Consider the following 13240-nt stretch of genomic DNA (forward strand, 5'->3'; position numbering starts at 1 on the left):
CTTCGCGCTACTCACCTACACGTAAACACAAAAAAAGGAGTGCCCCAAGGTCATGATGGACCTCTGGGACAACTCCTATTCTGTAAACCAAGCTATGCGTTTAGCGGCTCGTATGCCACTTAATTTCTTGGATGAATTCCGTTAGGGATTCGTTCAAGCGGGAAGAGATTTCATCATCGAGAATCGCTTGTCCTTGTTCGCCCCAAGTCACTTGTTTATCAAGCACGTACACACCTTGCAGAATGTTCTGCGCGCCTAGGACAGACAACACGGGTTTAAGTGCATAATCAATGGCAAGCAAATGTGCGTAAGTGCCTCCAACCGCTAATGGCAATACGATTTTGCGCTCAAGTCCTTTCTGTGGCAACAGATCTAGGAAAGCTTTCAATACACCTGTATACGAAGCTTTGTAGACGGGAGTAGCTACGAAAACAGCGTCAGCCTCTGCTACTCGCTTACTCGCATCCACAATCGCCTCGCTATCAAACTTGGCATACAACAAATCCTCAGGGGGCAGGTCGCGAACCTTGATCCAATCGACTTCCAGTCCAGCTAGTTGAAGCTCGCTCTTCGCAACTTCGATAACACCATGTAAGCGTGAGGTTGGGGTTGGACTTCCTGAAATGATGACTACTTTCGCCATGTGATTCACTCTCCATTTGCAATTTGTGGGTGAAAAAAGAGACTCGCCTCCATGTGTTCGATACATAGTGGGAGTCTCCTGCTGTTCGGTCGACTTATTTTAATTCATAGTAATTCACTTGGGATTATATTACCATGGCTTATGAGGGACGTCAATCCGTCGACTCAAAAGAAATTCCAGCCCGGCATCCATCTTAGAAAGAACGAATATTTCGATGGAATAATCATCCCCGATAGAATCGGGTAAAACAGTGCGAATAGCACGAAAACGGCGGCTAAGTAGCCGTAAACCCATCTTCTTTTGTGCAGAGATCCTTGTTCCAAGTAGTCTTTGATGTAATACGTTAAGATCAGGACTAGGAACGGCACCATGGCAAAATAGTGATAAATAAACGTAAGTCGCGGCACCAACATCCACGGTAAATATTGCGAGCAATAGGCAATAAGCAGCACGCGCAGCAACTTATCTTTGCGCTTGATCGCGATGTAGAAGGACATTAACACCGCTATGAAGCCAGGCCACCACACCAGTGGATTGCCGAATGAAACGATACTTGAAAGCATGCCCGGCGGCATAAGCTTCGCTTGGTAATACCAGATTGGACGCAGCATCATCGGCCACTCCCACCAAGGTGAGGAGAACGGATGTGTGGCAACCAAATCCTTATGGTATTTGTACATATGTACCTGATAGGTAACAACATCTTTCAATTGATGCCCAGGACCTGGAACCATCATGAAAGGGATATAGGATAAGGTGTAGACACCTAACGGCACGATAACAAACATGAGTACACACCAAAGTATCGTAAGCAGTGTGTTTCGTACGAAAAGCTTCTGTACCCGTTGGAGCTTCGTCGATTCCTCTCCGGATAGAAGATCTTCGTACACCGCGGCGCTCTCATCTACTTCAGGTTCATCACGCCTATTCTCTCTTAGTACTCTCTTAGCAAATTGGTACTCTCTGTACCGCTCGAAGAGCGAGATAAACAGCAGGACGGCTAAGCCGGCACCGCCATAAATAACGATCCATTTGGAAGCCGCACCGATGCCGAAGAATAGGCCGGATAGTCCCAACGGAATCAGGGTCGTCCAAAGCTTTTCACGGAAGAAGCTCAGTGTCGTATACCGATACATGAAATAGAACATCAGCATGATAAAGAATACACCGTACACATCAATCGTGGAAATTCTGGTTTGCGCAAAGTGCATGAAATCAAAGCTAAGTAAGAAAGCCGCAATAAAGGCATATTCCGAACGGCCGAACATCCGCTTAGCGAATACATACATAATAGGAATCATGCCAACACCGAATAGTGTGCCGATAATACGCCATCCAAACGGATTTAAACCGAACACATAAATACCGATAGAAATGAATATTTTGCCAAGCGGTGGGTGCGTGCTTTCATACGGCTCGATCTTGTGTAGATGCTCATACGCCGTTCTCGCATGATAGATCTCATCGAAATAAGTACCATTCATATAAGTAGGTGTATATGGAACAACACTCGCCTCATCAAATAAATGAGCTGTACTCCCCTTATCAGAAGCATCGACATCGACTTCCTTCACACTAGTGATCGGTAACGGCGTCGTTCCTCCGTCTCCGAAAATACCAATTTCATGAAGATGCAGCTTAGCGCTTTCTTGTGTGTCGATCACAATTTTCACATAACGAGCTGCTTTATTGGCTTCAACCGTATGCCAGGTGAACACCTTCGTATGGTCCGATTTAACAGCCATCGCATCTTGCCACTGCTCACCATCATTCGAGAACCAATACGAGTAGGCGCCTTCCCCAACCCCAGCAAAACTATTAATGCGTGTAATCTGATGCGGCGAGCCGAGATCAGCAATGACCGCTTCTCCGCCACGTGTAGGCTGCCAGAACGTAGTGGGATCTTTGTGCCCTCCGAGATGGAACAGCGCAATAATCGTATAGACTACCACAAGTGCGCCTAGATATAAAACATCTTTACGCGAGAAGAAGCGTCCGCGCTTACTTCTTTCTATATGATCCTCTGTCGGATGGAATATTGCTTTCCATAGTGAGGTCTCTCTGATATGCGTTGCTTTCACTTCAGGGTCATCTTCCACTTGAAACATGTCTACCTTGTCGTTGGCCGGAGGTATTGTCTCCTCCACATGGCCATCTTGATCTGATTTCACGAAAAGCCTCCATCCCAATATACATGCATAGACAAACATCATAACATTGATCCACGAAACCGTCAGCATCAATGGGTTATATCGCGGAATGTGATAGTCTTGATGAAAGCTTCGCAAGAGGACATCACCGATATTAATAAAATGCGTGATACTGAAGCCGATAAAAAGCCACAGAATCCGCCGATCCTTCATATAAATAAAACTCGTTAAGGCTAGCAGTAAGCCATAGTGCAAATAGCGCTCGTGCATTTTGGTCATACACATAAACATTGCCGTGATAAATAAGAAGGATATGTACAATACGGCTCCGCGCCGCTGCTTACCCAGCCAGTAGAGTAGACAGACGTATAGGATGGACAGCACCATCAAAACGAGCCCGATCCACTTATAAGTCATATGCCAGAAACCGCTGTTAATGTCTACAAAATTTCCGCCAAGCAGTGCAAACAGATTAAACGCGTTGAGCGAAGCATAGGGATAAGAAGCTAGCGTGCCCGAATACAATTCAATCATCCAGCCATAACCTCGGCCAATTGCAAAAGGAAGGGAAAGAACAGCCATTGTAGCTAGTCCTGTCAAAACACTCAATATCCAAACCATGGCGTTGCGTGCACGTATCACATCAATCAATAAGAAGATACCAAACAACAGCGCTTGAGGTTTAAGTAAAAGAGCAAGTGCGATAAAGAAGGCCGCTTGAGGCAGTTTGCCTTTCATTTGCATCAACAAAGTGGCCACAATAAATAACATGAAAAAAGAATCTACTTGTCCCCATACCGCAGAATTTGCCCATATGGCAGGGTTGAAGGCAAATAAAGCAGCAATCCAGAGCGCCTGCTTCCATGTACGTGCCCCTTCGTGTTTGCTGATCGCTAGTCGAAACAGCAGATAGACCGTTCCAAGATCCGCAAGGATTGCGGGCAGTTTAAGGATGATTAAGGAGCTACTACTCTCCCAAGGAATGGACAGCTTATGATGTAAAAAGCCAACCACATATAGGACATACATGTAGCCAGGAGGATAATCCAAGAAATAATCTTTGGCATTCGTATATAAGTCCTTTAACCCTACCGTATAGGCCCGATCTGCCCATGCCATGAACGTTCGCACGTCCGTATCATAGCCCACCCATGTAGGTGCCAAAGTAAGTCTAAGTATGAGGGCAATTAGAAGCATGAATCCTAATAAAACGAATGTAGAGGGAGCTACTCCCCTTTGCTTGAACCAGCTGACCATGCGACATCTCCTTAGCTATGAACTATTCTCATTATACCTGTCCTCACTCTTGCAGAAAAGGAAAAAAGCACCGACGCTAGGTCAGTGCTTGGGTTCAATCTTTTCGATGCGCTCACAAATGTCATGCAACCACTCATAGTCTCCTGTAATGGAAGCGCAGAGCGATAAATTTTCTAATTTTAATCGATTCCACACATAAGTCGCATTCGCTTCCATGCACAGCATTAATTCTTCTTGCTCGCCTCGAGTTAACTCTCGGGCTCTGCGTAGTGTCCATAATTCCGCCATACGTTGATGAACGGCTAACATCGCTCTTAGCCCCCTGCCCGGTGAAGTCGCTTTCATTAGCTAGTATGGACAAAGTAAGGTGACTCAAAACAGAAAAGAGTAATCGCACTTGAATGAATTATGAAAAGAGAAAGCAAGAGAGCTCGTCCGCTCTCTTGCTTATTGTGTTGCTTCCATCGGGTACAATTATTAAGGAATATGAACGACAGCAATTTTATCAATTGGGAAATAGAATACAACACCGTTATTATTAGCAATTACAACATTACCATTTTGGATACCAAGAAATCTTCCTTGATGATTCGGTGTAGTACCTGCATGAATTGTAATAACCGTACCAAGTCCAACATGAGCCAAAGTAGCATATACAGAGCAACTCATTGTGTTTTCCTCCCTTCAATCTTTATATGATATCGTATGCTAGTTTCAAACTTTTGATATAGACGGATGCAGAATTAGATGCGTATATTTTAAGAGTCTGGTATAGAAACGCAAAAAAACCTTTCTATCTCTCAACTTTCATTGAGATAGAAAGGTTTCCGCCAATCTCCAATTATGCGGAGGATACTTCTTCTGAATCTGTTGCCGAATCCGTGCCTTCTAGGAAGAATTGCACGAGTTTTGCATGCTTTTTCAATGATTTCTCGTGAATGAGGTTGATTTTCCCATTATCCAAAGAACCGAATACGTAGATCAACTCTTCATTGTCATGTGACCAATCAAAGCCATCTAACAACTGCAAGGACTGTGTCCACTCTTCGTTATATTCACCATTCGGGAATAAGAAACGATTGGCATACAGGGCAATACTCTCCTGAATGACACGATTCGCGGAAGTATATTGCGCTAATCCTGGCTGCTCTGGCATCATTGGCAAGATGGTGTTGAAGAATTGATGCAAGATTTCCACATAAGTCGATGGATCATGTCGAATCTTGCGTTGCAATTCATAGGAAGGCTGCATTCTACCTGAGAATAACATCGTCGCCGTCGCATACAACCAGCTGAAGCATGTAAAGTTGCGGTTAAAGGAGGTCAAGTTACTGCGTCTCTCTACACCCGCTGCCTTCAAATACACGTTGTGGTCTACAACTTGTTGGATAACCAGATTAAGCGGATCGATGGAATCGAAGGAATGTCCTAGTTCCTTACTAACTAGCTGCACTTTGGAGTTGATATCGCCGAATAACTGTTGCTCTTCTTCCTCCGTTAAGCCGATATAGATTTGCACAGCAAGCTGTGTTTCCATCAGGTCCAAACGTCTACCCTCAAGTTGATTAATGGTACCTTCTGTTTCCTCAACCTCTTGCTTAATCTCCGCATCGTCACTAAACTTCCGTTGTTTAATCTTCAGCAGAGCCAGCTTCTTCTCATAACGGCGTACTTCTTTTTGCATCTGATCGTTCACATAACCCAGTGCTAGAATACGATGCTGACCATCTAGAATGGATAGTTTCGAGCCATGACGCAAGAGGAACTCCTTCGCTCCTTTGGAGAGCTGGTTCACCTCGCGAAGTGATAGCGTAACAGGACCGAAGAACACATGGTCCAACTCACGTTCTTGCAAATAAGTGGAGATCTTCCGGCGCTGCATATTACTCAGCTTCCGTTGAACCATCGGATCAATCATCGTATAGTTCAGCAAGTCCTGAACGCGCAAGGCTACAGTCGCAAGACCGAACCTTTCGCAGAAAGGATGGATAGTCATTTTTAGGCGTAATCCTTCCATTAGCTCACGTCCTCCTTATTCCCAAAACTAGCTTTATAAGCGTCAGCGTCACTGATTAGGAATGCATTCTGCTCTTGATAGAAGCTTTTAATATGGTTGTAAGCTTTCATAATCCGCGTGCGCCTTGGTAGACGGTCTTTTTCTTCCCCAGCATAAATGCTGTTCCAATTCACATGCGGCAATATTTTCAAAGCATGCTCTAGCGCATAGCGATTAAAGCTGCCTGTTTTCGTTGCTTCTTCGTGCATGAACAGGGCTAACGCAATTTGGATATTCTCAGACCAGACGATTTCACCCTTTGTTGGTGACGGCAGGTGAGTCAACAAACCGTTAAAATATCCGCCTGCTAGGGAGATTAGCTCCTGTAAATCTTTATCGGCATATTGATAATTGTTGTTGCGGGCAGCTGATTTCATTCTACCTTCAAACAAGCCCACTAGAATCTCAATTAACAAGTGGTAGGAGAACAGATACTCCGGTGATTTCCCACGCTCGGAGAACATGTCGACAGTCAACTTCTGCATAGCTGGTGCTTTCGCCGCAAGTTCAGTTGCCGCAACATGGTAGAACCGGCGTTGATCGCGAAGTACAGCTAAGTTCCCACCAAGCTTACGAGGAAGCTTGTTAATATCTGAGAACAATTGACGTTCTTGACGCGCATTGATATCCAAGTATGTCATAGTCGAGATTGGGAACGCATATAAACGGCGCAGCTTTTCCGTAATCTCTTCCATTTTATCGTATTCACGACGATCCTTCGCACGCGCCATCTGACTTTGCAGTGTTTCCATAATGCGCTGGAAAGCTGCCAAACGATGTTGGCCGTCAACGACATACAATTTCTCGATTGGCTGTAGTCGAAGAGCCTGATTATCCTCATCATAATGCCCTGCGCCTCTTGCTGAGAAAATAATGCCAGGGAAATAGATAGGCTGGCGATCTTCTAAATATAGATTCACATAGTCAATTAACTTGGAGAGGTTCCGCGGAATAATCGCACGTTGTACTTCTAAATCCACCTCAAAAATAGAAAATAGTTTGCTAATAGGTAGTGTTGCTGCTATTGTCGCTTGACCGAACGTTTGGCCTAAAATCCCGGGAATCTCAACGTACGATGACGGCTTCTGTTCAGCTAACAACTCCGATAGTGAAGAAATGGCATCCATATGCTTACCCCTTTCAACGTATAAATTTTCTCATAACCTTACACCTAAATATGTCTCTCATTCTCCTATTTTTGCCAAAATATCTAACTTTCATTCTAAGGATTGAAGCCAAGCTCCTATACGCCTTGCTGCCTCAAGTAATCGAGCTTCATCTTGCACTAAAGCAATACGGACAAATCCTTCTCCTTCAGCGCCAAATGCATCACCAGGAATAACAACTACACCTGCTTGAAATAACATTTCCCGGGAAATTTGTCGAGACGTCCAACCCTTGGGAATTGGAGCCCAAATAAACATCGTTGCTTTCGGTGGTGGAATAATCCAACCCGCATTATTTAATGCCGAAATAAAACCATTTCGTCTCTTCTCATACACACTTGAGACAGTGTGATCGTTTTCCATATCTTCTTCTAATGCTGCAATACCAGCTGCCTGAATGGCCCCGAATACGCCGTAATCAATATTCGATTTGAGCGTCTTAAGCGCTTTGACCGCATCCCCATGCCCTGTTAGAAATGCAATGCGACAGCCAGCCATATTGAAGCTTTTAGATAAAGAATGGAATTCAATGGCAACCTCCTTAGCACCTTCAATTTCCAAAATACTCATAGGCTTATAGCCATCAAAAGCCATTTCGGAATAGGCAAGATCGTGTACAACAAGCAAATCCTGCTTCTTGGCATAGGCTATCAAATGCTCAAAAAAGGCACGATCTGCAACAGCAGACAACGGATTGCTGGGATAGTTAAGCAAGATGAATTTCGCCTTAGCAGCCACGTCATCTGGAATGTCCTCTAGTTGGGGTAAATAATCATTTGCTGCACGCAGCGGTAGTAAATAGGGTTCAACACCTGCAAGTACAAGGCTTGCCGAATATATGGGATACCCTGGATCAGGGACAATGGCAATATCCCCAGGATCACAGAGTGAAAGCGCTAAGTGAGCGAGCCCATCTTGTGAGCCCATTAGGGTTAGAATCTCGGTTTCTGCATCAAGATCCACCCCGAAGCGAAAGTTATACCATTTAGCAACAGCTTCTCGAAAGGCTAAGCTTCCTTCCGAAGTTGGGTATCCGTAATAAGCAGGGTTGCGCACGGCCTCAGCCATCGCTTCCAAAATGCGATTAGAGGGAGGCAGGTCAGGACTTCCTATACCTAAATCTATGACGTCCACCCCTTGGTTCATAACCTCTCTCTTCCATTCTGCTACTTCCGAAAAAATAGCCGAGCCTAGCTGTTGCAGTCGCTTAGAACCTTTAAATGTCATGGATTGCTTCCTCATTATATGAAATGTGATGTTAGGTAATGATACCGACCTGATGAACGAGTCTTATCATATAGAGTAAAAATAAGATTAATACCAAATACGAGATCCCAAACTTCCAACGCGTTTTAACGGGTACTTCATAATAACTCTCTTGCATCCCTAGTGGGGAGTATTCTACTTGAACCTGGAGACCTAGATGCAAGCCGTCCTCTTTATTCATACGTTCTGCTTTTACCAATTGCACTCTCTTCACAATCGCTTGTACAGGCAAATAGGCGTGCCCTTCAAATCCAATTGCTGGCCATGACATATGTAAGGTTTGTCGGCCTGCACCTGGTCCTTGCAGCTCTGAATAGGTGATATAGTCCAAGTCACGCGTATGACTCTCACCTGGAATCATATAACCTTGCTGAAGCAAATGATTGGCTGGAAATTCGAATCGTGTAGCCACGGTTACACGTTCTTCTTTATGGCGATACCGCACGTATTTCTTGTACAAATCCCAGGCAAACATCGCCCAAATAATTAAGAAAATAATCTTACTCGAGAAATAACTATCGAGATAGATAATAAGAATGAGCCCGCCAACTAAACCAACCAACCATAACCAGCGTGTTACGGCTGTTGAGATTCGTCCGCCGTCTAAGGGATGTATGGGCAACAAGTTGATCAGATTTAAGTAAAAAGCAGCGTACGCTACGGAAACGATCACCGCTGAATCCAAATACACACCTACACCGAAAGCGGCAACGCCTCCGAGAGTCCCCAAAATAGGACCTCCAATGCCGATAAAGGCTTCTGTTGCTGCATCCCTTGGGTTTTTCTTCATCGTGATCAGTGCACCGAGGAATGGGATGAAGACGGGTGCAGAAACGGGTAATCCCTTCATCTTCGCTGCAAGCACATGACCTAACTCATGAATAAGAATCATAAGGACCAAGCCAATCGCAAACGGCAATGGCGCTAAATAAGCGTATGCCCAGATCGTGATAAACATCGAGATGACAGCGCCGCCAACTTTCCCAAACTTCAAAGCGGTAAGCAGCAGCTTGCCTTGCGATAGGAGGACAGCGATAAATCCGCCAATGGCTAGTGGTGACTTCTTACGTGCTGGTTTCTTGTTGTCTGCCACGTCCACATCACCCTTTCGCCCAGACGTCCTTAAATGCCTCTTCTTTGAAGCCAACTGTTACTTTGTGGCCATCCGTTACAATCGGTCGTTTAATTAAGCGACCATTCGATGCAAGTAATTCTAGCATTTGTTCTTGTGACATGCCGGGCAGCTTGTCTTTCAAATTCATCTCTTTGTAGACTTCACCTGATGTATTGAAGAACTTCTTAATTTCTAAACCACTGAGCTTAAGTAATTCTGCAAGTTCTATCGCTGAAGGCGGCGTTTCAAATAAAGGGACCTGCTCTGTTATTTCAATATCATGTGCTTTCAGCCACTTTACAGTACTCCGGCACGTCCCGCATTTATCGTAACCATACACTTTAATTCCCACGTTGTAATAACTCCTTTATGCTGTATGTTGATGAAATAGAACTACTTAAAATTTTGGGCTAATTATCAAGGAAAGTCAAGTAATTGCAAAGAAAAACCATCCAAAAATTGGAATGGTTTCGGTTTTATTACCTTTTTTCTTCTAACCATTGCTCAAGTTCCGACAAATCGACCGGTAAAGGCGCGTTAAACTCCGTCCATTCCCGTGTTCCTGGGTGCACAAAGCCCAGTTTGTACGCATGCAGCGCTTGACGATTTAAGCGTTCGCTAGCTTCTAGTTCCGCTGCAAACTCCCCATACTGAGGCAATGTGTACATCTTATCCCCCAGCAGCGGATGACCTAAGTGTCGCATATGCACACGTATTTGATGCGTACGCCCCGTTTCCAGCCAAATCCGGACAAGAGCCGCCTTCTCGAACTGTTTCACGACCTCATAGTGGGTCACCGCACGGTATCCGTCCGGCCTAACAATACGTACATGCGGCTGATCGTCATCACGATCAATAGGCTCATCTATCGTCCCTGTTGGCGCAGCAACTGTGCCCCAGACGAAGGCGAGATACTCTTTTTTCACGAGATGCTGAATCATTTGCTCGGAAATTTGTTGATGCACATAAGGCGTTTTCGCAATAGCGAGCACGCCTGAGGTTTCTTGGTCCAGACGATGGACAGGGCGGAAACGACACGTTATCCCAGCTTGCTGCCAATGGTAGACAACTCCATTCGCAATCGTATTTACATAATGGCCATGTGTCGGATGTACGATAATCCCCGCATCCTTGGCTAGGATGAGCAGATGCTCGTCTTCATGCAGAATGTGCAGCGGAAGTTCCTGAGGTAGAATATCCTCCGACTGCTCCTCCTCCATCCGAATTTCCACTCGGTCGCCAGCCTTTACTTTAATATTGATGTACTGCCTTTCCCCGTTTACCGTGATCCCACGTTCCGTTAGTTTGATGCGGGACAGCAATTTACGTGAGACCATCAATCTTTTTTGCAGCACCGTTTTGAGAATGAAGCCTTCTTCCTCTGGCGGAACAATGTATACTAATGGTTCATAATAACTCATGATTTACGTTTAAACACCTCAGCGCTGCGTATATATTCCACATCTGCAATCCCCTCGCGGAAGTTCGCTGTGCGGGCAATTGTGAAGAACAGGTCGGACAATCGGTTCAAATAACGGCGCACCTCGGGATTAATCTCCTGTGTGCGCGCCAATGTGACGACAAGACGCTCAGCTCTTCGACATACCGTGCGGCAAACATGCAAAGTCGAAGATACAGTCCCGCCTCCTGGCAAAATAAAACGTGTGATGTCAGGCGTCTCCGCATCGTATTTATCAATCCAACCCTCTAACGCATCCACCATTTCTGCTGTTACCTTGTAGGGACGCAAATCCTGCTTCAACAGCGCAAGATCTGAACCGCAATCAAACAATTCATGCTGAACCTGCAGTAAATCAGGCAACAAGTCTGGGTATTTGTCAGGATCCATGAAGCTCATCGCTTGACCTAGGAAGCTATTCAGCTCATCTGTTGTCCCATAGGCTTCAACGCGATCATCATCCTTGTCCACACGACCACCAATCACACTTGTTTGTCCCGCATCTCCAGTACGCGTATATATTTTCATCTCAGAACCCCTCCTGCCTCGTAAAATGTGTTACGCCCATCATCTCATAGATTCGCGTCATATCCAAGTGAGCTCGTACGTGCTCAGCCAATCGATCAAACGCCGCTTCTCGGCGCTCTTTATAACGAAGTCCTTGTGAGACTGGGGTTAAGCCTTTATGTAAACGAATGTGATTTAACCAAGATCTGCGGAAATCATCGTTGTGTAAAATACCGTGGATATAGGTTCCCCATACACGCCCATCTAACGTGACTGCTCCATCCGGATGTAAGCTGGGTTCTAGAGGTAAGGAGGCAGCAGCGTTGGTTTCAACAATTTGGAATGGAGCAACAACATCTTGCAAGTAATTCGTTCGTCCCATATGGATTTCATAGCCATCGATTGGGAGTTCCGAGCCTTGTTCTGCAAAAATCGTGCTTACGCCTTGTATCCGTACTGTTCGTTTATCCGGTGTGAACACCGTTTGTGTCGGCAACAGCCCTAAACCTTCGAGCTCAGCGTGCTCGGATTCATACTTGCCTGGATCCGAAAGGGTAACCCCTAGCATCTGATACCCCGCACAAATACCAACGATCCAACCGTCTTCCTTTTGAGCAAAAGAAATGAGTCTCGCAGCTAAGCCTGATTCCTTCAGATAGTGCAAGTCTTCCATTGTATTCTTACTTCCAGGAATCAGAACAACATCCGGCTCGCCCCATTCTGCTAACGAATCGATATATCGGAAATGAATGTCGGATTCTTCTTGCAGCGGATCAAAATCCGTGAAGTTAGAAAGGCGAGGCAGGCGAATGACAGCAACGTCCAACTGATCATCTTGTTTGCCCTGACGGCTCGGCGATCTTCTGGTTTGTGCACGTTTAGAATCAAGTGATGCCGAGTCTTCGTCCTCAATACCAAGCTGCTGTAAATACGGAATTACACCGAGTACTGGCTTCCCCGTGCGCTCTTCCAACCAATCCAAGCCTGGCTTCAGTAAGCTGACATCTCCGCGGAATTTATTAATGATAAAGCCTTTTACACGGTCTCTTTCCTCTGGAGTTAATATCTCAAGCGTACCCACAATCGAAGCGAAAACCCCGCCACGATCAATATCAGCAACTAACACGACAGGTGAATCTGCCCAACCAGCAAGTCGCATATTGACGATATCACGATCCTTGAGATTGACCTCAGCTGGACTGCCTGCCCCTTCCAGAACGACAATGTCATGCCCACTGCGCAGGCGTGCCAAAGCCTCTTTCACAATAGCTTCCGCTCGTGGCAGATAAGATTCTCTATATGTTCTAGCATCCAAATCTGCATAGGGCTTACCGTGAACAATCACTTGTGCGACCATGTCTTGCTTAGGCTTCAACAGAATCGGATTCATGTCCGTCGTTGCAACAATCCGGCAAGCATCAGCTTGCACACCTTGCGCTCTGCCGATCTCTTTACCATCAAACGTGATGTAGGAGTTGAGGGACATATTTTGCGATTTAAAAGGTGCGGTCAACCAGCCGTCCTGTACAAAAATACGGCATAAGGCTGCCGTAAGAATACTTTTGCCCACATCGGAAGCTGTGCCTTGAATCATGAGAACCGATGATTGTGATTCACTCATG

At 45.4% G+C, this 13240-nt stretch carries 12 protein-coding genes; all 12 read right to left on the bottom strand.

Going from position 1 to position 13240, the window contains the following annotated elements:
• Positions 1-100: 100 nt before the first annotated feature.
• The 12 genes from ssuE to AC58QT_RS24230 all read right to left on the bottom strand — a co-directional run bounded on the left by ssuE (position 101) and on the right by AC58QT_RS24230 (position 13239).
• Positions 101-643, bottom strand: a complete 543-nt coding sequence (ssuE, locus tag AC58QT_RS24175) for an NADPH-dependent FMN reductase (RefSeq protein ID WP_497411239.1) — start codon at positions 641-643, stop codon at positions 101-103.
• Positions 644-807: 164 nt separating this feature from the next.
• On the bottom strand, positions 808-4050 hold the full coding sequence (locus AC58QT_RS24180; protein ID WP_497411240.1) for a glycosyltransferase family 39 protein: 3243 nt from the start codon (positions 4048-4050) through the stop codon (positions 808-810).
• An 81-nt stretch (positions 4051-4131) separates the two neighbouring features.
• Positions 4132-4359 (bottom strand): DUF7667 family protein, encoded by a 228-nt coding sequence (locus AC58QT_RS24185; RefSeq protein WP_497281138.1) that lies wholly within the window; start codon positions 4357-4359, stop codon positions 4132-4134.
• Positions 4360-4527: 168 nt separating this feature from the next.
• On the bottom strand, positions 4528-4719 hold the full coding sequence (locus AC58QT_RS24190) for a hypothetical protein (RefSeq protein WP_310501972.1): 192 nt from the start codon (positions 4717-4719) through the stop codon (positions 4528-4530).
• A gap of 172 nt (positions 4720-4891) precedes the next feature.
• Complete coding sequence (locus AC58QT_RS24195) at positions 4892-6067, bottom strand: DNA sulfur modification protein DndB (RefSeq protein ID WP_310501973.1); 1176 nt, start codon at positions 6065-6067, stop codon at positions 4892-4894.
• Positions 6067-7233 carry a DNA sulfur modification protein DndB gene (locus tag AC58QT_RS24200; RefSeq protein ID WP_310501974.1) on the bottom strand — a complete coding sequence of 389 codons (1167 nt, stop codon included), beginning with the start codon at positions 7231-7233 and terminating at the stop codon, positions 6067-6069. The genes AC58QT_RS24195 and AC58QT_RS24200 overlap by 1 nt, the downstream gene beginning before the upstream one ends.
• Before the next feature lie 90 nt (positions 7234-7323).
• On the bottom strand, positions 7324-8499 hold the full coding sequence (locus tag AC58QT_RS24205) for an aminotransferase class I/II-fold pyridoxal phosphate-dependent enzyme (RefSeq protein WP_497411241.1): 1176 nt from the start codon (positions 8497-8499) through the stop codon (positions 7324-7326).
• Between the two features lie 31 nt (positions 8500-8530).
• Complete coding sequence (locus tag AC58QT_RS24210; RefSeq protein WP_497411242.1) at positions 8531-9637, bottom strand: site-2 protease family protein; 1107 nt, start codon at positions 9635-9637, stop codon at positions 8531-8533.
• A 1-nt stretch (position 9638) separates the two neighbouring features.
• On the bottom strand, positions 9639-10004 hold the full coding sequence (locus AC58QT_RS24215; RefSeq protein ID WP_497411243.1) for an arsenate reductase family protein: 366 nt from the start codon (positions 10002-10004) through the stop codon (positions 9639-9641).
• Between the two features lie 127 nt (positions 10005-10131).
• Complete coding sequence (locus AC58QT_RS24220) at positions 10132-11073, bottom strand: RluA family pseudouridine synthase (RefSeq protein ID WP_497411244.1); 942 nt, start codon at positions 11071-11073, stop codon at positions 10132-10134.
• Positions 11070-11639 carry a cob(I)yrinic acid a,c-diamide adenosyltransferase gene (locus AC58QT_RS24225; RefSeq protein ID WP_497281125.1) on the bottom strand — a complete coding sequence of 190 codons (570 nt, stop codon included), beginning with the start codon at positions 11637-11639 and terminating at the stop codon, positions 11070-11072. Before AC58QT_RS24225 ends, AC58QT_RS24220 begins: the two co-directional genes overlap by 4 nt.
• 1 nt (position 11640) lies before the next feature.
• Positions 11641-13239, bottom strand: coding sequence for a cobyric acid synthase (locus tag AC58QT_RS24230; protein ID WP_497411245.1), 1599 nt, complete (start codon positions 13237-13239; stop codon positions 11641-11643).
• Between the last annotated feature and the right edge of the window lies 1 nt (position 13240).

It is taken from the genome of Paenibacillus sp. J31R109, from assembly GCF_059692055.1.

Bases quoted from the DNA above. Each gene is read 5' to 3' on its own strand.
- ssuE (WP_497411239.1), bottom strand. From the start codon at position 643: ATGGCGAAAGTAGTCATCATTTCAGGAAGTCCAACCCCAACCTCACGC.
- AC58QT_RS24180 (WP_497411240.1), bottom strand. From the start codon at position 4,050: ATGGTCAGCTGGTTCAAGCAAAGGGGAGTAGCTCCCTCTACATTCGTT.
- AC58QT_RS24185 (WP_497281138.1), bottom strand. From the start codon at position 4,359: ATGTTAGCCGTTCATCAACGTATGGCGGAATTATGGACACTACGCAGA.
- AC58QT_RS24190 (WP_310501972.1), bottom strand. From the start codon at position 4,719: ATGAGTTGCTCTGTATATGCTACTTTGGCTCATGTTGGACTTGGTACG.
- AC58QT_RS24195 (WP_310501973.1), bottom strand. From the start codon at position 6,067: ATGGAAGGATTACGCCTAAAAATGACTATCCATCCTTTCTGCGAAAGG.
- AC58QT_RS24200 (WP_310501974.1), bottom strand. From the start codon at position 7,233: ATGGATGCCATTTCTTCACTATCGGAGTTGTTAGCTGAACAGAAGCCG.
- AC58QT_RS24205 (WP_497411241.1), bottom strand. From the start codon at position 8,499: ATGACATTTAAAGGTTCTAAGCGACTGCAACAGCTAGGCTCGGCTATT.
- AC58QT_RS24220 (WP_497411244.1), bottom strand. From the start codon at position 11,073: ATGAGTTATTATGAACCATTAGTATACATTGTTCCGCCAGAGGAAGAA.
- AC58QT_RS24225 (WP_497281125.1), bottom strand. From the start codon at position 11,639: ATGAAAATATATACGCGTACTGGAGATGCGGGACAAACAAGTGTGATT.
- AC58QT_RS24230 (WP_497411245.1), bottom strand. From the start codon at position 13,239: ATGAGTGAATCACAATCATCGGTTCTCATGATTCAAGGCACAGCTTCC.